General features: G+C 68.9%; 20 protein-coding genes. 11 read left to right on the top strand and 9 right to left on the bottom strand.

What is annotated here, in order from left to right:
• Positions 1-47 precede the first annotated feature (47 nt).
• Positions 48-710, bottom strand: coding sequence for a dioxygenase family protein (locus GGR12_RS14445; protein ID WP_183205155.1), 663 nt, complete (start codon positions 708-710; stop codon positions 48-50).
• A gap of 268 nt (positions 711-978) precedes the next feature.
• Here GGR12_RS14445 and GGR12_RS14440 point away from each other — a divergent pair, with 268 nt between their 5' ends.
• On the top strand, positions 979-2286 hold the full coding sequence (locus tag GGR12_RS14440) for an OmpP1/FadL family transporter (RefSeq protein WP_183205154.1): 1308 nt from the start codon (positions 979-981) through the stop codon (positions 2284-2286).
• Between the two features lie 76 nt (positions 2287-2362).
• Here GGR12_RS14440 and GGR12_RS14435 read toward each other — a convergent pair whose 3' ends face one another.
• A complete protein-coding gene (locus GGR12_RS14435; protein ID WP_183205153.1) occupies positions 2363-3868 on the bottom strand; it encodes a DEAD/DEAH box helicase in 1506 nt (501 codons plus the stop codon).
• A gap of 432 nt (positions 3869-4300) precedes the next feature.
• On the opposite strand from GGR12_RS14435, the gene GGR12_RS14430 reads away from it, so the two are divergent.
• Together GGR12_RS14430 and GGR12_RS14425 are read left to right on the top strand one after the other, a co-directional pair.
• The gene (locus GGR12_RS14430; protein WP_183205152.1) at positions 4301-4780 is read left to right on the top strand and encodes a carboxymuconolactone decarboxylase family protein; all 480 of its coding nucleotides are present in this window, start codon (positions 4301-4303) and stop codon (positions 4778-4780) included.
• Positions 4780-5274 (top strand): RrF2 family transcriptional regulator, encoded by a 495-nt coding sequence (locus tag GGR12_RS14425; RefSeq protein ID WP_183205151.1) that lies wholly within the window; start codon positions 4780-4782, stop codon positions 5272-5274. Before GGR12_RS14430 ends, GGR12_RS14425 begins: the two co-directional genes overlap by 1 nt.
• Before the next feature lie 3 nt (positions 5275-5277).
• Here GGR12_RS14425 and GGR12_RS14420 read toward each other — a convergent pair whose 3' ends face one another.
• Positions 5278-5907, bottom strand: coding sequence for a DUF1345 domain-containing protein (locus tag GGR12_RS14420; RefSeq protein WP_183205150.1), 630 nt, complete (start codon positions 5905-5907; stop codon positions 5278-5280).
• Positions 5908-6937: 1030 nt separating this feature from the next.
• Here GGR12_RS14420 and GGR12_RS14415 point away from each other — a divergent pair.
• Complete coding sequence (locus GGR12_RS14415; protein ID WP_425486224.1) at positions 6938-9085, top strand: malate synthase G; 2148 nt, start codon at positions 6938-6940, stop codon at positions 9083-9085.
• Between the two features lie 81 nt (positions 9086-9166).
• Here GGR12_RS14415 and GGR12_RS14410 read toward each other — a convergent pair whose 3' ends face one another.
• Together GGR12_RS14410 and GGR12_RS14405 are read right to left on the bottom strand one after the other, a co-directional pair.
• The gene (locus tag GGR12_RS14410) at positions 9167-10570 is read right to left on the bottom strand and encodes an HlyD family type I secretion periplasmic adaptor subunit (protein WP_183205149.1); all 1404 of its coding nucleotides are present in this window, start codon (positions 10568-10570) and stop codon (positions 9167-9169) included.
• Positions 10567-12402, bottom strand: a complete 1836-nt coding sequence (locus GGR12_RS14405) for a type I secretion system permease/ATPase (RefSeq protein WP_183205148.1) — start codon at positions 12400-12402, stop codon at positions 10567-10569. The genes GGR12_RS14410 and GGR12_RS14405 overlap by 4 nt, the downstream gene beginning before the upstream one ends.
• Before the next feature lie 191 nt (positions 12403-12593).
• On the opposite strand from GGR12_RS14405, the gene GGR12_RS14400 reads away from it, so the two are divergent.
• Together GGR12_RS14400 and GGR12_RS14395 are read left to right on the top strand one after the other, a co-directional pair.
• A complete protein-coding gene (locus GGR12_RS14400; RefSeq protein ID WP_183205147.1) occupies positions 12594-13475 on the top strand; it encodes an ABC transporter ATP-binding protein in 882 nt (293 codons plus the stop codon).
• Positions 13476-13483: 8 nt separating this feature from the next.
• A complete protein-coding gene (locus GGR12_RS14395) occupies positions 13484-17065 on the top strand; it encodes an ABC transporter permease/M1 family aminopeptidase (protein ID WP_183205146.1) in 3582 nt (1193 codons plus the stop codon).
• Here the strand turns inward: GGR12_RS14395 and GGR12_RS14390 are convergent.
• From GGR12_RS14390 to GGR12_RS14375, 4 genes are read right to left on the bottom strand one after another with little or no spacing between them, the layout of a single operon-like run.
• A complete protein-coding gene (locus GGR12_RS14390; protein ID WP_183205145.1) occupies positions 17049-17777 on the bottom strand; it encodes a hypothetical protein in 729 nt (242 codons plus the stop codon). The two genes, GGR12_RS14395 and GGR12_RS14390, sit on opposite strands and share 17 nt — an antisense overlap.
• A gap of 9 nt (positions 17778-17786) precedes the next feature.
• Entirely contained in the window at positions 17787-18416 is a 630-nt protein-coding gene (gene upp / locus GGR12_RS14385) for a uracil phosphoribosyltransferase (protein WP_183205791.1), read from the bottom strand.
• Positions 18417-18433: 17 nt separating this feature from the next.
• A complete protein-coding gene (locus tag GGR12_RS14380; RefSeq protein ID WP_221212401.1) occupies positions 18434-19675 on the bottom strand; it encodes a DUF1688 family protein in 1242 nt (413 codons plus the stop codon).
• Positions 19662-20915 (bottom strand): GTP cyclohydrolase II, encoded by a 1254-nt coding sequence (locus tag GGR12_RS14375; RefSeq protein WP_183205144.1) that lies wholly within the window; start codon positions 20913-20915, stop codon positions 19662-19664. Before GGR12_RS14375 ends, GGR12_RS14380 begins: the two co-directional genes overlap by 14 nt.
• A gap of 876 nt (positions 20916-21791) precedes the next feature.
• Here GGR12_RS14375 and ku point away from each other — a divergent pair.
• The 5 genes from ku to GGR12_RS14350 all read left to right on the top strand — a co-directional run bounded on the left by ku (position 21792) and on the right by GGR12_RS14350 (position 26103).
• Positions 21792-22664: a non-homologous end joining protein Ku gene (ku, locus tag GGR12_RS14370; RefSeq protein WP_183205143.1), complete on the top strand. Its 873-nt coding sequence runs from the start codon at positions 21792-21794 to the stop codon at positions 22662-22664.
• A 255-nt stretch (positions 22665-22919) separates the two neighbouring features.
• Positions 22920-23249, top strand: coding sequence for a PadR family transcriptional regulator (locus tag GGR12_RS14365; protein ID WP_183205142.1), 330 nt, complete (start codon positions 22920-22922; stop codon positions 23247-23249).
• A 24-nt stretch (positions 23250-23273) separates the two neighbouring features.
• Complete coding sequence (locus GGR12_RS14360) at positions 23274-24383, top strand: hypothetical protein (RefSeq protein ID WP_183205141.1); 1110 nt, start codon at positions 23274-23276, stop codon at positions 24381-24383.
• 111 nt (positions 24384-24494) lie between these two features.
• Positions 24495-25598, top strand: a complete 1104-nt coding sequence (locus GGR12_RS14355) for a bifunctional transcriptional activator/DNA repair enzyme AdaA (RefSeq protein ID WP_183205140.1) — start codon at positions 24495-24497, stop codon at positions 25596-25598.
• Positions 25579-26103 (top strand): methylated-DNA--[protein]-cysteine S-methyltransferase, encoded by a 525-nt coding sequence (locus GGR12_RS14350; RefSeq protein ID WP_246328940.1) that lies wholly within the window; start codon positions 25579-25581, stop codon positions 26101-26103. Before GGR12_RS14355 ends, GGR12_RS14350 begins: the two co-directional genes overlap by 20 nt.
• Positions 26104-26234 lie beyond the last annotated feature (131 nt).

Raw genomic sequence — 26234 nt, 5'->3', positions numbered from 1 at the left:
AACACGACAACGCCCGCCGAATTCCCTCCGACGGGCGTTGCCCTTGATCAGACCATCACCACCAGGTCGTAGCGCACTGTCAGGGCGCCCGGTTCGAACGCCGCGCCGTCCTCGTAAGGCCGGATCAGGCCGGCGCGCTGCACCGGGTCGGCCACCATCGCCAGCGCCATGTCGCCGTCGTTCAGCGGCTCTCCCGCCACGTACAGTTGCGAGGTCAGGCGGCGCACGCCGTGCGTCGAAACCGCCACATGGACGTGCGGCGCCCGGGTGAGGGGAGGGCTCATCGCCGTCACCGTGTAGGACACCGGCTTGATGGTCCTGAAGTGGAAGGTCCCGTCCCGGCCCGTCGTGGTCCGGCCATAGCCCTGGAACTGCAGGTCGGGCGTGCGGCTCTCATGGTCGTCCGGATGGCGATAGCGACCGTTCACGTCGCACTGCCAGATCTCCACCAGGGCGTCGGCCATCGGCGTCCCGTCCGGATACCAGACCGTGCCGAGCAGGTGGGTGACCTCGCCCATCGCGCGCGCGTCGCCGGCGCCCAGCTTGACCAGGTCGGTGTCGTACTCGGGCGGCAGGGCGTACGGATAGAACGGCCCCTCGATCTGCGGCGGCGTCAGCACCGACTGCGCCCGCGCGATCAGCGGCGATCCCAGCGTGATCAGGCCGGCTCCGCCCGCCACCAGCGCCCGTCGGTCGAGGCCATGGGCCATGCCGTCCTCCCCTGTCGTGAGGCTGCCACCATGGGTCCGGCGCGGATCGAAATCCAGTGTTACGCGAAATACGGGACACCGCGTGAAGCGCTGAAACGCCCGCCGCACCGCGTTCATCGACCAGGTTATCGTTGATCACATTGCCGCGACGGGGGGTTTGACCCGATTGCGCGGCCGTCCTGCGGCGCGCATCAGGCCCGCCAGGCCGCGCTTTCGGCCTGATCCCCCCACCGACGCACTCCCCCCGATGGCGTTCGAAAGCAGATTGATGATCATTTCCAGGACCTCCCTCGCGGGCGGCTGCGGCGCCGCCGCGGCCCTGCTGCTCGCCGCCGCCGTCGCCACGCCTTCGCAGGCCGGCTCCTTCTATCTCCAGGAACAGTCGGCCCGCGCCGCCGGCCGCGCCTACTCGGGCGAGGGCGCCGACCGCGGCGTCGCCTCCCTGTGGTGGAACCCCGCCGCCATCGCCCGCAGCGGGCGCGAGGCGTCCTTCGGCCTGCACGGCCTGCTGCTGCGCTCCGACGTCCAGAACGCCGGCTCCAGCATCACCTACCCCGGCGGCGCCACCCTGCCGATCGTCGGCCAGAACAGCGCCAGCAATCCGATCGAGAGCGGCCTGGCCCCCAACTTCGCCGTCGCCACCCCGCTCGGCGACCGCTTCGCCGTCGGCCTCAGCGTCGCCGCGCCCTACAATTTCACGACCAAATACAGCCGCGCCTCCTTCGCCCGCTATGACGCCCTGACGTCCGAGCTGCGCACCGTCGACGCCGGCCTCACCGGCGCCATGCAGGTCACCGACTGGCTCGACATCGGCGTCGGCGTCGACGCCCAGCACGTCGACGCCAAGCTCACCTCGGCCCTGCCCAACCTGTCGCCCGCCCTGCCGGACGGCCATTCCTCGCTGGAAGGCGACGGCTGGGACTTCGGCTGGAACGCCGGCGCCCAGGTTCATGCCGGCAAGTTCGACATCGGCCTCAGCTACCGCTCGTCGATCGAGCATGAGCTGGACGGCGACATCGCCATCACCGGCCTGCTCGGCCCGCTCGCTCCGGCTAATGTCGACACTGACGGCACGGCCAGCTTCAGCACGCCGTGGTTCGCCACGGCCTCGGTTCGCTACGCCGTCAACGACCGTCTGACCCTCAACGCCCAGGTCAACCGCATCGGCTGGTCCGAGTTCGACGCCATCCGCGTCAGCTACCCCGGCGGCGGCGACACCATCGTCCAGGACTACAAGGACGTCACCACCGGCGCGATCGGCTTCGATTATCAGGTCGATGACATCCTCACCGTGCGCGGCGGCATCGGCTACGATCCGACCCCGACCCGCGATGACGAGCGCACCGCCCGCATCCCCGACGCCGACCGCTGGCTGTTCTCGGCCGGCGCCTCGGTCAAGGCGTCCGAGCGGATGACCATCGACACCGGCCTGACCTACGTCGCCTTCCAGGACGCCGACATCCACAGCGACCGGACCTTCTATTCCGGCACCCCCGCCGCCACGACCACCCACCTGCGCGGCGATGTCAGCGGTTATGGCGTGGTGGCCTCTGCCGCCGTGCGCTGGGCCTTCTGACCCCCACGCAGCGCGCAAGAAAAACGGCGGGTCCCTCGCGGGGCCCGCCGTCTTCAATTCAGCCTGTCGCCGGGGCTCAGCCCTTGGCGGCGTAGCCCTGGCCGCCGTTCGACGGACGACGGCGACGCGGACGGCGCTTGATCTCGCCTTCCTTGGCCACCACGGCCGGCGCGCTGGAGTGGCGCGGGTCGTTGTGGCTGTTGTTGCGCGGCCGCTCGCGGGCCAGCGGATCGAAGGCGCGTTCCGGGGTCGGACGAGCCTCGCGGCCCGGACCCGCCTTGCGGACGCGGTGCGGCTGACCGCCGCCCTCCAGCTTGACGCCGTCGCGGCGCGGGTTGCGCGGACCGCGCTGCTGCTGCTGGCGGTCGCCGCGGCCGTCGTCCGGCATCGAGGCCTTGTTCTTCACGCCCGACGCCATGATCGAGGCGTCCAGCATGCCCAGCTGCTTGTCGTTGCGGCGGTCGATCGAGGGGATCTTCTGGCGCGTGACCTTCTCGATGTCCTTCAGCAGCTTCATCTCGTCGCCGGCGACGAAGCTGATGGCCGAGCCGTCGGCGCCCGCGCGGGCCGTACGGCCGATGCGGTGCACATAGGCTTCCGGCACGAAGGGCAGTTCGAAATTCACGACGTGCGAGACGCCGTCCACATCGATGCCGCGCGCGGCGATGTCGGTGGCGACCAACACGCGCAGCTTGCCGGCCTTGAAGGCGGCCAGGGTGCGTTCACGCTGCGGCTGGCTCTTGTTGCCGTGGATGGCGCCGGCTTCGACGCCGCCCGCTTCCAGATAGGCCGCGACCTTGTCGGCGCCGTGCTTGGTCTTGGTGAAGACCAGGCAGCGCGTGTACTCGGGATCGCTGAACATCTCGGTCAGCAGGGCGCGCTTGCGGCCCTGTTCGACGTGGATGACCGACTGGTTGATGCGCTGCACCGTCGTCGACTGCGGCGTCACCTGAACCTTGACCGGGTCCTTCAGCAGCTCGCCGGCCAGCTTGCCGATCTCCGACGGCATGGTGGCCGAGAAGAACAGGTTCTGGCGCTTGGCCGGGATGCGCGACACGATCTGGCGGATCGGCTTGATGAAGCCGAGGTCCAGCATCTGGTCGGCCTCGTCGAGGACGAAGATCTCGGTCGACGACAGGTCGAGGTTCTTCTGCTGCAGGTGATCCAGCAGACGGCCGGGCGCGGCCACCAGGATGTCGAGGCCCTGGTTCAGCGAGCGTTCCTGCCCGCCGTACTTCACGCCGCCGAAGATCACGGCGACGCGGAAGCCCAGGTGCTTGCCGTAGGTCTTGAAGCTTTCGGCGATCTGGGTCGCCAGTTCGCGGGTCGGCGACAGCACGAGGCAGCGCGTGGTGCGGGGCAGGGGAGCCACGCGGTTGGCGGCCAGACGGTGCAGGATCGGCAGCGCGAAGGCCGCGGTCTTGCCGGTGCCGGTCTGGGCGATGCCCAGCAGATCCTTGCCCGCCATGACGTCAGGGATCGCCTGCGCCTGGATCGGGGTCGGGGTGGTGTAGCCTTCAGACGCGAGCGCCTGCAGGAGGGCCGGGTTCAGGCCGAAGGAGTCAAAAGTCTTGTTGCTCACGGAGCGTTTTTCTTTCGCATGCGGCGACGCACAGCATGGCTCAAGGCCGTAAAGGCTGGCGCCGCCAGTCCCGATAAAGTCTCGAGGTGAGACCGTCGGGGTGGATCGGGCGCCGCCCCGCGTGTCCGGGCAGCGAATGAAATCTTGATGGGCCGGCGGCTTCTACAGACAGATCTTCGGGGAGGAAGACCCACACGCGCTGGAGACGCCGGAAATCGCAATTGCTGCGATGCAACACCCAATGACGCCCGATTGCGGCGCCGTCAAGGCGTAGCCGTCAGGGCTCCGGCGGGATCGGTCCGCGGTCCGCCTCCCTGAAAGTCAGGAATCGGGCCGATGGCGCCCCTTGGTACGGAAGCGCAAACTTTATTATGGACATTAGGCATCCATAAGGATAGTGGATATCCGTATTAGAGCAAAGGAGCCTCCCCCATGACCGACCTCCCCGCCTACGAAACCCTCGCCCCCGACGCCTTCAAGGCCTTCCTCGGCTTCAGCCTCGGCCTGTCCAAGGGCCCGCTCGAGCGCGGCCTGCGCGACATCGTCCACATCCGCGCCTCCCAGATGAACGGCTGCGCCTTCTGCGTGGACATGCACATCAAGGAGGCGACCATTCACGGCGAGCGCCCCTTGCGCCTCCACCACATCGCCATCTGGCGTGAATCCACCCTGTTCGACGCCCGCGAACGCGCCGCCCTGGAATGGACCGAGGCCCTGACCGCCCTGACCGGCCACGGCGTCTCCGATGAACTCCGCGACCGCGTGCGCGAGCATCTGTCCGATGTCGACCTGGCCGACCTGACCTTCGAGATCATGGCCATCAACGCCTGGAATCGCATCAGTATCGGCTTTGGAAGCGTGCCGGGCTCGAAGGACGCGGCCTACGGATTGACGAAGTCAGGCCTCAGCTGATGCAACTCAAAAGCCAGGTCGAATGGGCGCTTCACTGCTGCTCGATCCTCGCCGGCCTCCCGCCGGAAGGCTACCTGGCGACCCGGGCCCTGGCCGAGCTTCATGGCGTGCCCAAGGAGTATCTGTCCAAGGCCCTCCAGGCCCTCTCCAACGCGGGCCTGATCACCGGCACGCTCGGTCCGTCAGGCGGCTATCGCCTGGCGCGGCCGACGTCGGACATCACCTTCCTGGACGTGGTCGAGGCGGTCGAGGGATCGGCCTCGACCTTCGTCTGCACCGGCATTCGCGACAACAATCCGTGCGCCACCCGCGCGGACATCGACGACTGCGACCGCGGCCCGTGCGCCATCGCCCGGGTCATGTGGCAGGCCGACAAGGCCTGGCGCGACAGTCTCCGCTCGGTCCGCCTCTCCGACCTGCGCGACTCCCTCGAACGGGACATCCCCGCCGACCTCTGGCGGCGCACCGGCGAATGGGTCCTCGCCCGCGCCTGAGCCTCACTGCGCCAGCAGGCTCACGGCCATATTGACGGTCAGGGCCAGCACGATCGTGTTGAAGACGAAGGCGGTCAGGCTGTGCAGGGTCGAGATCCGGCGCAGCCTCTTGTCCGTGATCTGGATGTCGGCTGTCTGCGCCGCCACGCCGATGATCAGCGCGAAATGCAGGAAGTCCCAGTAGTCCGGGTCCTCGCCGCCCGGAAACATCAGCCCGCCCTTGTCCTTCCCCTTCGCTCCCCGCGAATAGAACTCGTGGGCGTAGTGAAAGGCGAACATCACGTGCACGAACAGCCACGACAGCACGACGGTGACCATCGCCAGGATCGCCAGCTCGCCTGACCCTTGCGCCGCCTCGCCGATCACCACGCCCACGCTGGCCAGGGCCGCCAGCAGCGCCAGCGGCAGCACCGCCGGTCCGGCCTCGTCCAGCGCCGCCGACCGCTTCCGGATGTCGTCGACCGACCGGGCGCGCGCCACCTTCACGGCGCATTCGACCAGGAACAACGCCACGCCCACCGCCCACGCCAGCGCCATCCGCGTCAGCCACCCGCCCCCGACCGGCCACGCCACGCTCGACGCCGCAATCAACAACAGGGCCACCAGCGGCCAGTGCAGGCGAAGCCATTTCATGGGGGCATGAGGGACCCTTCCTCCGCCGTACGCAATCCCAAGGTGGGCAGGACGACGCTCCCACTCACCTCCCCATCGCAGATGGGGAGGGGGACCATTCCGGCGACTTAGCCGGAATGGTGGAGGGGGCGTCGCCGGCGCATGTGATCAGAGCTCCAACAACACCCGCCGGCGTCGCCCCCTCCTGACCGCTTACGCGGTCTGTCCTCCCCATCGCCTCGGGGGCGATGGGGAGGTGAATCTGCTGGCTATTCCCGGATTCTTTTCTCCAACCCACTGACATCCCCCACCTAATTTTCCTCTACGCAGCGAGGTATCCGCCGCGGCGATAATGCCGGCATCCCGTCGATGGGGAAGGCGTCGGATCCAACGCCTCGACGACGGCGGGCTGTGGTCGAGCGATGAAGCCGGGGTGGAGGACAGCCCCGGGGTCCTCGTCGGACGTCGATGGATGACGTCCGCTTGCTCGCCGCGCGCTGAAGGTGGGACCGCTGGCGAAGCCGATGTCCCACCCCCGTCGAGGCCAGCAATGGCCCTGGCGGCTGAGCCGGCTAGGCCCGAACAGGGCAGCCAAGCGGCGAGCGCGTGGAAAACGACTGCGCGGGGCGGCCTGTCTCGTCGAAACGGTAAAACTATCAAAGCACCGGGCGAGGCCCGGACGCCCCGCGCCTTCCCCTCCCTTCCGGCGGCTCCCGCCGGAGGATGATCAAACACGTCCTTCCCCCATTTCGGGGGAAGGTGGGCTGCGGAGCAGCTCGGATGGGGGCTCTGTCCACGCAAAGACCGCCGACCTGGCAAACTCCTTCGACAGCCCCCATCCGGCCCTCCGGGCCACCTTCCCCCGAAATGGGGGAAGGCCGCACACTTCCGGCCTTCGGCTGTCATCCGCGCAAAGCGCCAGGCCCGTCGGGTCGGGAAGTCCCGAAGGGCCGACGACCGCGGCCCAACCGGAATGCTGCGGCGCAAAAAACCCGCTCGACTTACCCGGCGTCATCACGGAATGTTTCAGCCTCATCCCACGGAGCCGCCCATGCCGATGACGCCGCGCGCCGGTCTTCAGGTCGATACGGAACTGGCCGCCTTCATCGAGACCGAGGTGCTGCCCGGCCTCGGCCTGGACCTCGATCGCTTCTGGGCTGAAACCGCCCGCCTGTTCGAGGACGCCGCCGTCCGCTGCCGCGGTCTGCTGGATGTCCGCGACGAGCTCCAGGCCCGCATCGACGCCTGGTATCGCTTCCGGGACGCCCGGCCGCAGGACCCGGTCGACACCGCCGCCTTCCTGCGCAGCATCGGCTACCTGGTTCCGGAACCGGACGGCGTCCGCATCTGGACCGACAACGTCGACCCCGAGGTCGCGGTCATGGCCGGGCCGCAGCTGGTCGTCCCGGCGCTCAACGCCCGCTTCGTCCTCAATGCCGCCAACGCCCGCTGGGGCAGTCTCTACGACGCGCTCTACGGAACCGACGCCCTCGGCGACCTGCCGCCCCCCGGTCCCTACGACGCCGCACGGGGCGCCCGCGTCGTCGCCCGCGCGAAGGCCTTCCTCGACGAAACCGCGCCCCTGGCCGCGGGCTCGCACGCCGACGTCGCCGCCTGGGCCGTCGTCGACGGCCGCCTGTCGCCGGCCCTGAACGACCCGTCCCAATTCGCCGGCTGGCGCGGCGAGGCGTCCGCGCCCTCGGCCATTCTCCTGCGCAACAACGGCCTGCACCTCGAACTGGTCATCGACCGCGCCGGCGCCATCGGCGCCGTTGATCCGGCGGGACTTTCGGACGTCGTCCTCGAGGCCGCCCTGTCGACCATCGTCGATCTGGAGGACTCGATCGCCGCCGTCGACGCCGCCGACAAGCTCGTGGCCTACCGCAACTGGCTGGGCCTCATGCGCGGCGACCTCAGCGAGACCTTCGTCAAGGACGGGCGCAGCCTGACCCGCACCCTCGCGCCGGACCGCAACTACGCCGCGCCCGACGGCTCGACCCTGACCCTGTCGGGCCGGTCGCTGCTGTTCGTCCGCAACGTCGGTCACCTGATGACCACCCCGGCGATACGTCTCGCCGACGGCTCCGAGGTCTTCGAGGGCGTGCTCGACGCCCTCGTCACCGCCGCCATCGGAGCCCACGACCTCCGGGGGCTCGGTCGCTTCCGCAACAGCCGCCCGGCCTCGGGCCAGGGCTCGATCTACATCGTCAAACCCAAGATGCACGGACCGGACGAGGTCGCCTTCACCAACGACCTGTTCGAACGCGTCGAGGATATCCTCGGGCTGGACCGCTTCACCCTCAAGGTCGGCGTCATGGACGAAGAGCGCCGCACCTCGGCCAATCTCGCCGCCTGCATCGACCGGGTCGCCCACCGGCTGGTGTTCATCAACACCGGCTTCCTCGACCGCACCGGCGACGAGATACACACCGCCATGCGGGCGGGTCCCGTGGTCCGCAAGGCGGACATGAAGTCATCCGCCTGGATCGCCGCCTATGAGGCGCGCAACGTCGCCATCGGTCTGAAATGCGGTCTCAACGGCCGGGCCCAGATCGGCAAGGGCATGTGGGCGGCGCCCGATCGCATGGCCGACATGCTGGCCCAGAAGGGCGCCCATCCGCTCACCGGCGCCAACACCGCCTGGGTGCCGTCGCCCACCGCCGCGACCCTGCACGCGCTGCACTATCACCGCACCGACGTCTTCGCCCTGCGCGACGCCATCGCCGCCCGGCCGGTCCCGGGGCTCGACGCCCTGCTGACCGCTCCGCTTGCCGCCGGCCGCAACTGGTCGGCCGAAGAGGTCGCCGAAGAGCTCGACAACAACGCCCAGGGCCTGCTCGGCTACGTCGTGCGCTGGATCGACCAGGGCGTCGGCTGTTCCAAGGTGCCCGACATCCATGACGTCGGCCTGATGGAGGACCGCGCCACCCTGCGCATCTCCTCCCAGCACATGGCCAACTGGCTGCTCCACGGCGTCTGCACCGCCGACCAGGTCGAGGCCGCCCTGTTGCGAATGGCCGCGAAGGTCGACGCCCAGAACGCCGGCGATCCCCTCTACCGGCCCATGGCCCCCGCCCCGGCGAACAGCCTCGCCTTCCAGGCCGCCCGCGCCCTCGTCTTCGAAGGCGTCGACCAGCCCAACGGCTACACCGAGCCGCTGCTCCACCGTTTCAGGAAGGAGGCGAAAGCCAGGGGTTAGGGACGAGGGTCCAGGGGCGAGGGAAGGGCTGAGGGCGGATCGTGGCGTGACCCTCGACCCTCGACCCTCACCCCTCGACCCTCACTGCTCGCTGCCCGACCGCCACAGATTGTTGACCAGCGGCTCGGTCAGATAGGCCAGCGCCGTCCGCTTGCGCAGCAGGATAATGACCTCGACCGGCGCGCCCGGACGCAGGCTCGCGGCCGACCGGCCCAGCTTCGCCATCTCGGCCGCGGGCACCACGATCTCGACGCGGAAATAGGTCGCGCCGGTCGCCTCGACCGTAAAGCTGTCCGCCGAGATGCGTCGCACCTGGCCGTGAATCGTCGGCGGATTGCGTTCCCGCAGGCCGGGGAACCGCACCTCGGTCGTCTGGCCGATGCGCAGGTTGTCGACGTCGGTCGGGCTGATCTGGGCCACGATCACCTGGGAGGCGTCGCGCGGGACGACGTCCATCAGGGTCTGGCCGGGCTGGATCACCCCGCCCTGGGTGAAGATGGTCAGGCCGACGACCTGGCCGGACGCCGGCGACCGGACCTCGTTGCGCGCGATCTGCGCCCGCAGCTCGATCATCCGGGGGCGCAGCTCGTTCAGCTGCACATCGATCAGGCGCAGCTGGTCGGCCACGTCCTCGCCCAGCTTGGTGCGCACGCCGGACATCTGCAGCCGGGTCTCGCCGACCGCTTCCCGCGACCGTGCGATCTGCGCCCGCAGCGAGCCGAGTTCGCCCTCCAGCTGGGCCGCGTTGCGCTCCAGCGCCCGCACCCGCGTCAGCGGTGCGTAGCCCTGCTCCGCCAGGCTGCGCATGCCGACCAGCTCCTCCTGGATCAGCCGCTGCTGCTCCACATTGGCGGCGATCTGGCGCTCGTAGCCGGAAATCTGCTCGTTCAGCTGCGCCACCCGCTGGCTCAGCACGCCCGTCTCGGTCGACCGGCCCGTCCGCCGGGCCCCGAATTGCAGGCGCTGGATGTGCAGCGATTCATTGGCCAGCTCGGCGTCGTCGGCCGGAAGGTTGGCGAACTCCGGCGGTGTCGGAATGGCGCGCAGGCCGTCGCGTTCCGCCACCAGGCGGGCGCGTTGGGCGATCAGGGCGAACACCTGGCTGGACACGCCGCGCTCGGTCGCCCGCAGCTCGCCGCTGGCCAGCCGCATCAGGATCTGGCCGCGCTGGACGGTGTCGCCCTCGGCCACGTGCAGCTCGCTGACGACGCCGCCCTCGCGGTGCTGCACCGACTGGCGGTTGCCCGAAATGGCGATCTGGCCCTGACCGTAGGCCCCGGCGTCCAGCGGCGCGATCGCCGCCCAGCCGAGGAAGATGACGAAGAAGGCGACGATGATCGCGCCGCCGACCATCAGCTCGTGACGCGGATTATCCGGCACCAGCGGCGGAGGCGGCGGAGGCTCGGTCGGACCCGACGGCGGAATGACCAGCTCGTCTTCCGGCTTGATCGTGGTCTCGGGGGGCGGCGTGGCGACGTCGGTCATTGGGCCCGCCGCGGAGGTTGGGTCGCGCCGGCCATCGGCGCCATGCCCGGCTGCGCAGCCGGGGCGTGCCCTCCCGCCGGGGCGGCATGCACGGGCTGGCCAGGTTGGCCCGCCGGGCGGGGCGTGGTGGCGCGCATCTTCTCAAGCACCTCCTCGCGGGGACCTTCAAGCTGGATCATCCCGTCGCGCATCATCAGCAGGCGGTCGACCCTCGCCAGCACGCCGGCGCGGTGGGCGATCACCACCACGGCCGCGCCGCGGGCGGCGGCGCCGAGGATCGCCTGCATCAGGGCGGCCTCGCCCTCCTGGTCCAGGTTCGAGTTCGGCTCGTCCAGCACCAGCAGAACCGGGTCGTTGTACAGCGCCCGCGCCAGGGCCACGCGTTGCGCCTGACCGGCCGACAGGCCCTGTCCGAACGGCCCCAGCATGGAGTCGTAGCCGTTCGGCAGACGCAGGATCAGCTCATGCGCGCCGGCCGCCTGGGCCGCCGCGACCGCGCCGCGGTCGGCGGTTTCCTGATCCACGCCGACCGAGGTGGCGAAGCGCGAGATATTGTCCTTGATCGAACCCGCGAACAGGCTCGGCACCTGCGGCAGGTAGCCGATCCAGCGGGCCAGTTCGTCGCCCTCGCGGGCCTCGAACTCGGCGCCGTCCAGACGCACCGCGCCGGCCTGCGGTCGCAGGGCGCCCGCGATCACCCGCGCCAGGGTCGTCTTGCCCGACCCGCTGGCGCCGACGACGCCCAGCGTCTCGCCCGGCTTCAGCGCGAAGGCCACGCCTCGCAACTGCGGGGCTTCGGTGTCGGGAAATTTCACCGTCACGCCCTCGACCTGCAGCCGGCCCTTCGGGTCGGGCAGGTTGGTGCGTTCGCGTTCGACCGATGCGGTGCCGGCGAACAGTTCGGTCAGCGTCTTCCAGCTGGCCATCGCCTGCACCAGGCTGGGCCATGCGCCCACGAGCTGCTCGATCGGCGCGACGGCGCGGCTCAGCAGCACCGATGCGGCGATGATCGAACCGGGCGAGATCTCGCCCTTCACGGCCAGATAGGCGGCAAGGCCCAGCGAGGCCGACTGCAGCGTGAGGCGCAGGAATTTGATGGCGCCCGAATAACGGCCGCCGGCCAGTTGGGCGTCGGCCTGGGCTGCTGTCGCCTGACGACGCTGTTCGACCTGACGGGCGATCGAGGATTGGCGCATGCCCAGAGCCCGAACGACCTCGGCCTGTCCGGCGATGCCTTCCTGGGCCGAATAGGCCTGGTTCTGCGAGCTGATGGCCTTGCTCAGACGCGGGCGGGTATCGCGCTCGTTCAGCCAGGCGAGGGTGAACAGAATGCCGCCGCCGACAAGGGTCAGCAGACCCAGCATGGGGTGCAGCAGGAAGCAGCAGCCGAGATAGATCGGGGTCCAGGGCGCGTCGAACAGGGCCAACATGCCCTGGCCGCCGATGGCTCCCCGCACATTGTCGAACTCGCGCAGCGCCTGGGTGCTCGGCGCCTTGGCCTGCAGATCGACGACGCGCGCCAGAACCTTGCCGGCCAGCATCCGGTCCAGCCGCAGGCCGGCCCGCAGCATCAGTCGTCCACGCAGCCAGTCGAGCCCGGCAAGGGCGCCGAGCGCGAATACGGCCACCACGGTGACAAGGACAAGGGTCATCAGCCCCCCCGTCGGCACGACGCGGTCGTAGACCTGCATCATGTAGAGGGTGGGTGTGAGGTAGAGCAGATTGACGAGTGCGGAGAAGATCGCCGCCCACAGGAAGTGGGACTTGCAGGCTCTCAGCGCCTCAGCCAGGGGCTCGGTCCCCGGTTTGCTGGGAAGCAGGTTTTTCAGCACGGGGGCGAGGGACTCCTGCGATCGATGGCGCCTAGTCTAACGTGTGGATGGAAATACACATAGTGGGTGTGAGAACGCTGTCATCGACGAAGGCTGACCTGCAATCGCGGCGCCACACTCTGTGACCCATCTTTAACTTGCCGCCATCGGTTGTGCACGACAGGGTGCGGCCGTTGAGCTGAGGGGGCCCCATGCTGAAGATCGAGAACCTGACCCACGTTTACGGCAACGGGACGCGGGCCCTGGACGGCGTCACGCTGACCATTCCGAAAGGGATGTTCGGCCTGCTGGGCCCGAACGGCGCCGGCAAGTCCACGCTGATGCGCTCGATCGCCACCCTGCAGACCCCGACGTCAGGCTCGATCCAGTTCGGCGATATCGACGTGGTGCGCGAGCCCGAGAAGCTGCGTCGCGTGCTCGGCTATCTGCCGCAGGATTTCGGCGTCTATCCGCGCGTGTCCGCCTACGACATGCTCAACCACATGGCTGTGCTGAAGGGCATCGCTAACGGCCGCGAGCGTAAGGCGACGGTCGAAGCGCTGCTGCAGCAGGTCAATCTGTGGCCCGTGCGGGGCAAGGCCCTGGCCGGCTTCTCCGGCGGGATGCGCCAGCGTTTCGGCATCGCCCAGGCCCTGATCGGCAATCCTGAACTGATCATCGTCGATGAGCCGACCGCCGGCCTGGACCCCGAAGAGCGCAACCGCTTCCTGAATCTCCTGTCCGAAGTTGGCGAGAACGTCGTCGTCATCCTGTCGACCCACATCGTTGAGGACGTCACCGACCTTTGCCCGCAGATGGCGGTGCTGGCAGGCGGCAAGATCCAGCTGGAGGGCGCGCCGACCGAACTCATGCATCGACTGGATGGTCGCGTGTGGCGCCGGACGATCGAGAAGGCCGAACTGGCCGACTTCCAGAAGCGGTACAATGTGCTGTCGAGCCGCCTGCTGGGCGGTCGCACCCTGATCCACATTCTGTCGGACGAAAACCCGGGCGCCGGCTTCGAACCGGCCGGGAATGGGCTCGAGGACGTCTACCTCGCCGCTGTCGGCGCCTCGCGCCGCGCCGCAGCCTGAGGTCCGACATGCTTGGCAAGGTCGCGAGTTTCGAATTCCGCTACCAGCTGCGCCAGCCGGCGTTCTGGGTCATCACCATCCTCTTCACCCTGATCAGCTTCGGCGCCGTGGCGCTCAGCAGCAACATCAGCGTGGGCGGCGGAGGGGCTGTCCACGTCAACTCGCCCTTCACGATCTCAGTCCTGCAGGGCGGGCTCAACCAGCTCTACATGCTGGCGGCGGCGGCCATTGTCGCCAACGTGATCGTACGCGACTTCACCACCGGCTACGGTCCGCTGATCTTCAGCACCCCGATCTCCAAATCGTCCTATCTGTTCGGTCGATTCATCGGTGCGTTCGGGGCGATGCTCCTGACGCTGATCTTCGCCCAGTTCGGCCACATCATCGGCACCTTCATGCCGCCCTCGATGGTCGATCCTGAAACGGTCGGCGCCTTCAACCTCGCCAGCTACGTCTGGGCGTTTTTGGTGATGGGCGTGCCGGGGTTGTTCTTCCTCAGCGCCCTGTTCTTCGCCCTGGCGACGATCACGCGCTCCATGATGATGACGTACGTCGCCGTGGTCGCGGTCTTCATTCTCTACCTCGTCGCAACCACGATCCTCGGCATGAGGCCCGAGTTTGAGACGCTCACGGCCTGGGTCGAGCCCACCGGCCTCAGCGCCTACCAGCTTGCGACGAAATACTGGACGACGGCCGAACGAAACGCGGGCAATCCTTCGCTTGAAGGGGTGCTCCTGTGGGGCCGCGTACTCTGGATCGCCATCGGGGTCGGGTTCCTCGGTCTCGCCTACGCCTTGTTCGAACGCAGTTCGCGGGGCGCCAAGGCCAGCAAGAAGGAGCGAATCCGCACCCTCGTCGAAGCCCCGGTCGCTGTGGCCTCCATCGGACCGCTGGCCCGACCGACGTATGGTTTCGCCGCCGCCTGGACCCAGCTGGTTTCCCTGACCCGGTTCGAGATGAGCCTGGTGTTCAAGAGCGTGGCCTATCTGGTGCTGGTCACGCTCGCACTGGGGTTCTCCATCATGGTCATCGCCCTTACCGGCGAGCTGTACGGAACCCCGCTGGTCCTCGTGACCCGCATAGCGATCGCAGCCCTGAGCAGCGGGTTCGCCCTGGTCTCGGTCATCATCGCCATCTATTATTCGGGCGAACTGGTCTGGCGGGATCGCGACCGGCGCATGCACGAGATCGTCGATGCGACCTCGACGCCGGACTGGACCTTCCTGTTCCCGAAAATTCTGGCCCTCGTGCTCGTCCTGGTCTCGACGCTTCTGATCGGCGTGATCGCCGGCGTGATTGTCCAGACTTTCCGGGGCGTGACCGACTACGAGCTGGGCAAATACCTCGCCTGGTATGTTGCGCCGCAGGCCGTGAACTTCGCCCTGCTGGCGGTCCTGGCGATCGTCGTCCAGTCGCTGTCGCCCAACAAGTTCGTCGGGTGGGCGATCATGGTCGTCTACATGATCTCGAACATCGTCCTGCGGCAGATCGGGTTGGACCACATCCTGTACCGCTACGGCTCCGGCATCGGCGTGCCTCTGTCGGACATGAACGGCCGGGGCGATTTCGCCGGCTTCGCGGCGTGGACGGACGCCTATTGGACGGCGTTCGCGGTCATTCTGCTGATCATTTCCTACGGCCTGTGGCGTCGGGGAACTGAAACGCGCTTGATGCCGCGCCTGAAGCGCTTCCCGCGGCGGCTCAAGGGACCGGCGGGCGTGATCGCGGCCCTGGCCCTGGTCGCCTTCATCGGGCTCGGCTCGTTCATCTTCGTCAATACGAACGTCTGGAACACCTACCGCAGTCAGGACGCAGGCAGGCTGCTCCAGGCCAACTACGAGAAGACGCTGCTCCACTATGAGGACCAGCCCCAGCCGTCGGTGGTGGACCTCAAGCTGCAACTCGACCTCGAACCGCACGCCCCGCGCCTGGTGACGCGCGGTCAGTATGTGATCGAGAACAAGACCGGCGCTCCGCTCAACGAGATCCACTTCCGCTGGCCGGAAGATATCGAGATGGAAGAGCTGACCGTCCAGGGCGCGACCCAGGCGCGGGAGTGGAAGGAATTCGACTACCGCATCTATCGCTTCGCCACTCCGATGCAGCCGGGCGAGCGACGGACCGTCAACTTCCGCACGGTGTTCGAGCAGAAGGGCTTCAAGGTCAGCGGCAACACCACACGCGTCGTCGACAACGGCACCTTCATCACCAACCGCGAGTTCACGCCGACCATCGGCATGGGCCGCGAGGGGCTGCTGACCGACCGCGGCCAACGCCGCAAGCATGGCCTGCCCGCCGAGTTGCGTCCGGCGAAGCTGGAGGATGCTTCGGCCCAATCCGCCAACTACCTCGGCGCGGATTGGGTGACGGCGGACATCACCGTCACGACCGACGCCGACCAGACCGTGGTGGCCCCAGGCCTGAAGGTCTCGGACCAGGTGGCCGACGGCCGGCGGACCGCGCGGTTCGTCACCGAGTCGCCGGTGCTGAACTTCTTCTCGGTCCAGTCGGCCCGGTACGCCCAGAGCCGTCGCATGCACAACGGCGTGGAGCTGGTCGTCTTCCACGACCCGGCCCACACCCGGAACGTGCCGCGGATGCTGGACGCGCTGGCCTCGTCGCTCGACTACTTCCAGGCCAACTTCAGCCCGTACCAGTTCCGGCAGGCCCGCATCGTCGAGTTCCCGGACTACGCCAGCTACGCCCAGTCGTTCCCGAACACCTTCGCCTGGTCGGAAGGGCTCGGCTTCATCGCCGACCTGAGCGATCCGACCAAGGTCGACTACGTCACTTACGTCGCGGCGCACGAGTTCGGGCACCAGTGGTGGGCGCACCAGATCATCGGCTCCAACCAGCAGGGCATGACCTCGTTGTCGGAGACCCTGGCGCAGTACTCGGCGCTGATGGTGATGGAGAAGACCTATGGACGCGACCAGATCCGGCGCTTCCTGAAGTTCGAACTGGACCGCTACCTCCGCGCCCGCGGCACCGAGCGGCTGGAAGAGCTGCCGCTGATGCGGAACGAGAACCAGCAGTACATCCACTACCAGAAGGGCGGACTGGTGATGTACCTGCTCCGCGAGGAGATCGGCGAGGAGGCGGTGAACCGCGCCCTGCGCCGGCTGCTGGCGCAGTACGCCTTCAAGTCCGCGCCCTATCCGCGCTCGCTGGATCTGGTCGCGGCCCTGAGGGCCGAGGCGCCGGCGGACAAGCAGGCGCTGATCACGGACCTGTTCGAGAAGATCACCCTCTATGACGTGAAGACCACCGCGGCGACGGCGACGAAACGCGCCGACGGACGCTGGGACGTGGTCGTCACCGTCGACGCCCGCAAGCTTTACGCGGACGGCGAGGGCGAGGAGACCGTCGCGCCGCTGAACGAGACCTTCGATGTCGGTCTGTTCAGCGCCGAGCCGGGCAAGGGCCGTTTCGGCGAGAATGACGTGATCCTGATGGAGCGCCGGCCGATCCGGTCGGGGGTGCAGACCCTTCGCTTCATCACGACCCGGAAGCCGGCGTTTGCCGGGGTCGATCCGTACAACAAGTGGATCGACCGCAACTCGGACGACAATCTCAGGAAGCTGGACTGACCTCCTGCTGAAGTGAGACCCAGGTGGCGAGGCCGGCGGCGATCAGTTCGCCGCCGGTATCGTGCAGGGCGGTGCCGACGGTGTGCTTGCGGCCGTCGGAGGCGATCGGCCAGCCGGTGACGATGAGGGCGCGGCCGACCGGCGGCCGGCTGTGCAGCGTGCAGCCGAGGCGGCCGAGAACGGCCAGGCCGGCGGTCGCCGAGACGGCGAAATAGCCCGGACAGTCCAGGGCGCTCCACAGGAACTCGGGTCGCAGCAGGCCGTCGTCGTCGGCGAGGCTGGCGTGCGGGATGAAGCAGGCCGCGACGCGGTCGGAGCCGTCGTTCAGGGGGCCGGTGAAGAGGCGCAGGCCGTCGCCGGGCTCGCGCTCAGGACCGCAGACGAAACAGCCGGGGAAGATGTGGTTGCAGAAGCCGGTGAAGCGGGTTTCGGCCTCGCGCACGGCCTCGATCGGCGGGGGCGGCGGGACGGTCAGTTCGATCGCTTCGCGGACGGCGGTGGCGATGAGGACGCCGTCGTCGAAATACAGCGCGGCGGCGTCGGCGCCCATTTCGACCTGCAGGTCGGCGTCCAGCGGCGGCGGCTTGCGCAGGGTGACGACCACGTCCGAGCCGCCCAGGGTCGTGGCCAGCAGGCCGGCGACATAGCCGCCGTTGCCGCTGGTCGGCGGACCGCGGAAGCGCCGGTCGAGGCGGATCGCGTCGAAGGCCATGGCCCTATTCTAGCGCGTTCCGAACAGCCGGTCGCCCGCGTCGCCGAGGCCGGGGACGATGTAGCCGTGGTCGTTGAGGCGCTCGTCGACGGCGGCAACCCAGACGGGCACGTCCGGGTGCCAGCCGCGCAGGCGCTCCAGGCCCTCGGGCGAGGCGACGAGGCAGACGAAGCGCAGGTTGGTGACGCCGCGCTCCTTCAGCCGCTCGATGGCGGCGACGGCGGTGTTGGCGGTGGCGAGCATCGGGTCGATGACGATGCACAGACGGTCGGCGACGTCCTCGGGCGCACGGAAATAGTATTCGACGGCGTCCAGGGTGGCGGGCTCGCGGTACAGGCCGACGTGGCCGACGCGGGCCGAGGGGACGAGATCGAGCATGCCCTCGACGAGGCCGAGGCCGGCGCGGAGGATGGGCACGAAGACCAGTTTCTTGCCCTCGATCTTCTGGCCGGTGGTGGGGCCGACCGGGGTCTCGACCGGATAGTCCTCGAGCGGCAGATCGCGGGTGACCTCGTAGCAGAGCAGAGTCGAGATCTCGCGCAGCAGCTGGCGGAAGCGGGCGGTCGAGGTGTCCTTCGACCGCATGATCGACAGCTTGTGGGCGACCAGCGGATGATCGACGACGGTTACGCCGGACATGGTGAAAGGCTTCGACATCAGAAGACGGTCCCGTCGGAGAGGATGGTCAAGGGCGGTCCGCCGCCCTGTCTGCGTTCGGCGGCGGCGCGGCGGCCGGCCGCCCAGGTGCCGCCCTCCAGCACGCTGGCCAGCGGCATGGCTTCGGCGGTGACGCCCAGCTCGGCGCGAACCAGCGGGGCGATGCGGTCGAGCAGGGCGACGGTCATGGCGCGCCAGCCGACGACCAGCGGATCGGAGACCGGCCAGGGTTTGTCGGCGTCGGCAGGATCCTTCAGCGACAGGACGCCGAGGTCCATGAACAGGCCGCCGTTGCGGTATTCGGCCAGGCCGGTGAGGCCGTCCAGATCGACGACGTCGACGCCCGCGGTCTGCAGCGGTTCGACCAGCGAATAGCTGAGCCACTGGGACAGTTTGTGGATCGGGACGAGGCCGTCGGTGGCATCGTCGCGCTTCATCGCCGGGTGTCGCCAGCAATCGCCGAGGTCGACGTCCCCGAGGGTCAGGCGGTCCTGCCAGACCGGTCCTAAGGCCTCGAGCAGCAGGCGCAGGATGGCGGGGGCCGGCAGACGGTGGTGCGCGTCCGTTTGCGCGAACAGGACATCGGCGAGACCGCCCGGGCGGGGCGTGTCCTCGAGCTCGAACAGGTCGGGCCGGGCGAGGCACTGGCGGCCGAGGCGGCGCAGCAGGGCGGCGCGACCCTCCAGCCCGACCAGCGGATTGGCGTCCGAGACCTGGAAGCCCTTCGCCAGATCGTCGGCCGACAGCAGGGTCAGGGCGACGGCGTCGACGCGCAGGGGATCGTCCGGCGTGGAGGAGAAGGCGCCCGCCTCGAACATGCGCAGGGAGGCGATGGCCAGCCCCTCGGAGCGGGTCAGCGTCTTGTCCGGACCGGCGTCATGATAGCGCCAGCCGGGGCCGGAGCCGGCGTCGAGCAGGACCGAGACGATGGCGAGATCGAACTCCGTCCGCGCCCGGGCCGCATCGTCGGGCCAGTCGATGTTGTCGGCGAGAGGGCCCCACAGGTCGACGCCGTCGACGGTGAAATGCCGCCAGCGAGCGTGGAACGGGACTTCGAGCGTCGGGTACTGGTCGCGGATGACGGACGCCACGTAGCGCGCGGTTTCCGGCAGGCGGTCGAGGTCGACCCGCCAGTGATCGAGGCCGCCGGCGACCCCGATCTCCAGCATCTCGTGGGCCCGGTCGCGGACGGCGGCGGCGTGCAGCAGGCCGTGCGCCTGCGCGGTCTCAGAACTGCTCAAGGTCGCGGCCCACCACGCGGGTCAGTTCGTCGGCGGATTTCGCGCCTTCGGGGGTGAAGTAGCCGGCGGCCTTCTTGGCTTCCATTTCCACAGAGGCGTCGGGCGGGATCAGGTCGTCGGGGATCGGCACGCGCTCGCCGATCTCGATGCCCGAGCCGGTCAGGGCGTCGTGCTTCATGTTGGACATGGAGACGAAGCGGTCGATGCGGGTGACGCCGAGCCAGTGCAGGACATCGGGCATCAGCTGCTGGAAGCGGGCGTCCTGGACCCCGGCGACGCATTCGGTGCGCTCGAAATAGGTGGCCGCCTGGTCGCCGCCGGGCTGACGCTTGCGGGCGTTGTAGACGAGGAATTTGGTCACCTCGCCGAGCGCCCGGCCTTCCTTGCGATTGTAGACGATCAGGCCGGCGCCGCCCTCCTGGGCTCCGCGGACGCATTCCTCGATGCCGTGGGTCAGATAGGGGCGGCAGGTGCAGATGTCGGAGCCGAAGACGTCGGAGCCGTTGCACTCGTCATGGACGCGGCAGGTCAGGCGGCGCGCCGGGTCGGAGATCGCGGCCGGATCGCCGAAAATGTACAGGGTGATGCCGCCGATGGGGGGCAGGAAGACCTTGATGTCCGGCCGGGTGACGAGGTCGGCGTACATGCCGCCGGTCTGCTCGAACAGGGTGCGGCGCAGCTGGGTCTCGGTGACGCCGAAGCGCTCGGCGATGCCCGGCAGGTACCAGACCGGATCGATGGCGGCCTTGGTGACGGCGACGTCGCCGCTGTCGTGGACGATCTGGCCGTCGGCCTTCAGCCGGCCCGCGGCGATGGCCTCGTTGATCTCGCCCAGCTGAAGGCGGGCCTTCGTGACGGCGATGGTCGGGCGGACGTCGAGGCCGTCCTGGATCTCGTCGGCGAAGTCCTCGGCCACGCGTGCGCCCCAGGGGTCCAGCGAGACGATCTTGCCGCCGTCGGTCCACTGCGGGAACGGGCCCATGGGGGTGGTGGGCGAGGTGTTGGTCAGGTCGGGGCGGTTGTTGGCGCTCATGGCGCCCGACGAGACGGCCAGGGCCCGGTAGACCGAATAGGCGCCGCCGTGGGCGCCGATGGCGTTGCGGTCGGGCCCGGCGTTGACCGTGCCGATGACGGGACCGCGCTCGCGGGCGGTCGGGGCGCCCCAGTGGATGGGGAAGCGGGAGGCGGTTCCCGCGCCGGGGTGGGAGTTGAGCCGGATGTGGCTCGGTCGGTTCGACATGTTTCCTCACTCGGTTCCGGGCTGTTGTTTTTGTTGCGCCGGACTCGTCAGGACACACCCGGAACGCGGGTCTGTCCAGTGTGCGCTTTCTCCCTCCCCGGGACGGGGGTGGGGGCGGATGGAGGATGGGGCCCTCCCCACCCCGCCGTCGCTTCGCGTCGCCGACCCTCCCCGTGCCGGGGAGGGAGAAGGCATGCGTCATCGCCGCTTCCGGACGGAGCGGTTGGGGAAGGCGCGGGGCGTCCGGGCCTCGCCCGGTGCTTTGATAGTTTTACCGTTTCGACGAAGCCTGACGCCCCGCGCAGTCGTTTTCCACGCGCTCGCCGCTTGGCTGCCCTGTTCGGGCCTAGCCGGCTCAGCCGCCAGGACCATTGCTGGTCTCGACGGGGGTGGGACATCGGCTTCGCCAGCGGTCCCACCTTCAGCGCGCGGCGAGCAAGCGGACGTCATCCATCGACGTCCGACGAGGACCCCGGGGCTGTCCTCCACCCCGGCTTCATCGCTCGACCACAGCCCGTCGTCGTCGAGAAGCGTGGATCCGACGCCCTCCCCATCGACGGGATGGGAGAGATTATGCGGCGGGCGGATACCTCGCTGCGTAGAGGAAATTTAATTGTGGGAAGTCAGTGGGTTGGCGAAAAGAATCCGGGAATAGCTGACGTTGATTCCTTCTCCCGCTGGGAGAAGGTGGCCGGGCGGAGCCCGGTCGGATGAGGGTCGGCTCGTGCCGACTGGCCGACAGGCGACCCTCACCCTTTCGCGCAAGAACGACGGCTATCGCCGCCGTGCGCTCAAGCCCTCTCCCATCGGGAGAGGGGCCGGCTGAACGAGTCGCCCCGTCTCCGCGTTGAGTCGCGTCGACCGAGGAGGCGCGTCATGGCTGCACGACCCACCTGGCAGGGGCATCTGAAGCTCTCGCTCGTGACCTGTCCGGTCGCGCTGTACACGGCGACGTCGAGCGCCAGCCACGTCAGCTTTCACCTGATCAACCCGGAAACCAACAACCGCATCCGCATGGTGCCGACCGATCCGGACACCGGGCCGATCGAGCGGTCGGAGCTGGTGAAGGGGTTCGAGGTCGACAAGGACGAATACGTCCTGATGGACGACGAGGACTTCGAGAAGGTGAAGCTGGAAAGCACGCGCACCATCTCGATCGACGAGTTCGTCGACGAGGACGACATCGACCGGCTGTACTGGGACGACCCCTTCTATGTCGTGCCCGAGAAGGGCGTCGGGGCCGAGGCGTTCGCGGTGATCCGCGAGGCGATGAAGGCGGCCGGAAAGATCGCCATCGGTCAGCTGGTGCTGCGCGGCCGGGAGCGGCAGCTGGCGTTGGAGGTGCGCGGCAAGGGGCTGGTCGCCTACACCCTGCGTCCGCACAACGAGGTGCGGAACGCCGACGACTATTTCGACGACATCCCCTCGGTGAAGGCCGACGCGGGCATGGTCGAGATCGCCGAGCGGATCATCGCCCAGAAGGAGGCGGAGTTCGACCCGACCGAGTTCAGGGATCGCTATGACGAGGCGCTGCGCGAGCTGATCAAGGCCAAGCAGAAGGGCGGCAAGGGTCTGGTCGAGGCGCCCGAGCCCGACGACACCAATGTCATCGACCTGATGGAAGCGCTGCGGAACAGTTTGAAGGGCTCGGCCTCGGGCGAGCGGCGGAAGCCGGCGGCCAAGAAGGCCGAGCCGGCGAAGAAGACCGCGGCCAAGAAGCCGGCGGCGAAGAAGGGGAAGGCGGCGTAGACCCGCTTTCGTCATTCCGGGCGAAGCGCAGCGGAGACCCGGAACCCGGCGGCGCGCGAGAGCGCGAACCTGTCACGCACACGCCTCGCGGTGAGATTTCGCCTGCGCTGCGCTACGGCGCCGCCGGGTTCCGGGTCTGCGGCGCGCTGCGTCCGCCTTTGCCCGGAATGACGAAAACAGGGTCCACCTTGACTCCCTCACACAGTATGCGGCATACACTGTGCGTCACACACTATGTGGCGGACAGGTGGGGCCATGAGCTTCGATCCGGACCTATTCGAAAGCATGCGGCTGGAGCTGCGGCGCGGGTCGCTGGTGCTGGCGGTGCTCGCCTGCCTCAGGACCGAGCGCTACGGCTACACGCTGCGTCAGGCGCTGGCGGCCGACGGGCTGGAGATGGAGGAATCCACCCTCTACCCGCTGCTGCGGCGGCTGGAGAGCCAGGGGCTGCTGGATAGCGAATGGCGGGAGGAGGAGAAGCGGAAGAAGCGCTTCTACCGGCTGTCGCCCGCGGGCGTCTCGATGCTGGCCGCCCTGACCGACGAATGGCGGGGCATCAACGCCTCGCTCGACAAGATTCTCTGACACCCGGGGGAAGGGGACAGACCCATGGATATGATCGATCGTTATCTCGCCGCCGTCGCCGCGCAGTTGCCGCAGGACGAGCGGGCGGACATCACCGCCGAACTGCGCGACCTGATCCTGAGCCGGTTCGAGGCGAAGGAAGAGGAGTTGGGCCGGGCCCTGACCGAGGACGAACAGGAGGCGATCCTGCGCGAGATCGGCCACCCGCTGGTCGTGGCCGCGCGCTATCGCAAGGGGCCGGACTCGCTGGTCGGGCCGGAGCTGTTTCCCTACTGGCTGTTCGGGGTGAAGGCGGGGCTGCTGGTGCTGCTGGTGGTGCAGGCGATCGGCCTGTTCCTGAATCTGGTGGCCGGGCCGTCGGACGCCGGACAGTCGATCGCCCACGCCTTCCACGGCTTCTTCTGGTCGGGCCTGACGCTGATCGGGGCGGCGACCCTGGCGGCGGCGATCTTCGAACACTACGGCGTGCGGCCGAAATGGATGACGCAGTGGCGGGTGCGGGATCTGGGGGCGTTCGGCCTGTCGGATCCCTCGACCTGGGGCGCGGCGATGGGGGCGAGCGCGAGCACGGCGCCGAAGCCGCCGGCCGCCGCCTGGAAGCCGGCGCGCAAGAGCTGGCCGGGGGCGGATCACGCGTTTTCGTTCATCGCGATCGGCATCTTCGCCCTGTGGTGGGTGGGCGTGCTGCACTTCCCCGGCCTGGTGCGCATCGGTCTGCGCGGCGAGGATGCGGTGATCACGGCGGCGCCGATCTGGGCGACCCTGTTCTTTCCGATCCTGATCTACGCCCTGATCCAGATGTCGATCCACCTCGACGGCGTGTTCCGGCCGCAGGGCGCGCGGCTGCGGGCGCTGGCCGAGATCGGCGTCGCCATCGGCGGCCTGTGGCTGACGTATGTGATCTTCCAGGCCGGGCACTGGTTCACCCTGACGGTCGGCGACGACAGCGCTCGGATCGCCGGCGACTGGGTGATGCTGAGCTTCGACACCCTGCGGACGCTGGGCGACGGGACGCGCGACCTGGTCGGGGTGGCGAGCACCCTGTCGGTGGTGATGGTGTGGGTGCTGGCGATCTCGGCGATCAGCCTGGTGTTCAAGATCTTCGGGGCGGCGTGGCGGCTGGTCCGCCCCTAGCCCGTCATTTTTAGTGGGCCGCGGTCAGAAGGCTCCGCCTTCTCGACCCGACGCGGCCTGGATGTCCGAAAACCGCGAGACTTCCATGGCCGCGACGCTCATGTTGCGGCCATGGAAAACGCGACGGAACTCGATCAGGAGGCCTGCTACCGCGCCGTGCTGACGCGCGACGCGCGGTTCGACGGGCGGTTCTTCGGCTGCGTGAAGACGACCGGGATCTATTGCCGCCCGGTCTGTCCGGCGCGGACGCCGAAGCGGGAGAACATGTTCTTCGTGCCCACGGCGGCGGCCGCGGAGGAGGCGGGCTTCCGGGCCTGTCTGCGCTGCCGGCCCGAGACGGCGCCGGACATGGGCGCGTGGCGCGGGACCTCGAACACGGTCAGCCGGGCGCTGGCGCTGATCGAGGCGGGCGCGCTCGACGAGGGCGACGTCGACGGCCTGGCCGGGCGGCTGGGCGTCGGCGAGCGGCACCTGCGGCGGCTGTTCCGCCAGCATCTGAGCGCGGCGCCGGTGAGCGTGGCGCAGACCCGGCGCGTGCTGCTGGCCAAGGCGCTGATCCACCAGACGGACCTGGGCATGGCGCAGGTGGCGCTGGCCTCGGGCTTCGGCAGCGTGCGGCGCTTCAATGAGACGTTTCAGGCCCTGTACGAGCGGCCGCCCTCGGCGCTCAGACGGCGGGGCGAGCGGCCGCACGAGGGCGGGGTGGTGCTGAGCCTGCCGTACCGGCCGCCCTATGACCGCGAGGCGATGCTGTCGGCGCTGGCGGCGCGGGGCGATGCGGTGGTCGACGGGAAGTGGTCGCGGGCGCTGACCAGGGCGATCGACGGGGCCGAGGGCTCGGTGTCGGTCGAGCTGATCGGCGAGGGCCGGGCGTCGGTGTGCGTCGAGGCGGACGATCTGAGGGCGCTGCCGGGCGTGCTGGCGCGGGTGCGGCGGGTGTTCGACCTGTCGGCGGACCCGGAGGCGATCGGGCGCGATCTGGCGGCGGATGCGGTGCTGGAGCCGCTGGTGACGGCGCGGCCGGGGCTGCGGCTGCCTGGCGACTGGATCGACGAGGGCGCGGATGCGCCGAACGACAGACTTGAGGACGAGAGCCTGACCGCGCGCGCCGAAGGATGGCGGCCGTGGCGGGCGTATGGGGCGCTGCACCTGGCGATGGCCGGGATCACAGGCGCCGAACTGATGGAGAGCAACGATGCGAAACGCGCAGCCTGAGACCCTGACCCTGGACCGGGTGGCGACGCCGGTGGGCGAGGTGCTGCTGGTCACCGACGCCGCGGGCGCGGTGCGGGCGCTGGATTTCGTCGACTACGAGGCGCGGATGACGCGGTTGCTGGACCGGCATGCCCCGAAGGCGGCGCTGGTCGAGGGGCGGGCGCCGGAGGACGTGCGCACGGCGGTCGAGGCCTATTTCGGCGGCGACGTGCGGGCGCTGGACGGCGTGGCGGTGAAGACCGGCGGGACGGATTTCCAACGCTCGGTCTGGGCCGCGCTGCGGGCCATCCCGGCGGGCGAGACGCGCAGCTACGGCCAGCTGGCGGCGGCCATCGGATCGCCGAAGGCGGTGCGGGCGGCGGGGCTCGCCAACGGCCAGAATCCGATCGCGGTGATCGTGCCCTGCCACCGCGTGATCGGGGCGAACGGGACGCTGACGGGCTATGCCGGCGGGCTGGAGCGCAAGCGCTGGCTGTTGCGGCATGAGGGGGTCGCGGTCGCCTAACCTCTTGCATTCCTCCGCCATGGGACTAGATTGTTCCTGCTTATGCTGAAAGTGAGCATAAGTCGGCGGCGGGACAGTGATCCGGGTCGCCGTTCTTCGGGTCTCTGATTTGCTCATTTCGAGCAAAAGGG

This window comes from Brevundimonas lenta (genome assembly GCF_014196335.1).
GTDB classification, from domain to species: domain Bacteria; phylum Pseudomonadota; class Alphaproteobacteria; order Caulobacterales; family Caulobacteraceae; genus Brevundimonas; species Brevundimonas lenta.
This window is presented reverse-complemented; position numbering and strand designations above follow the sequence as displayed.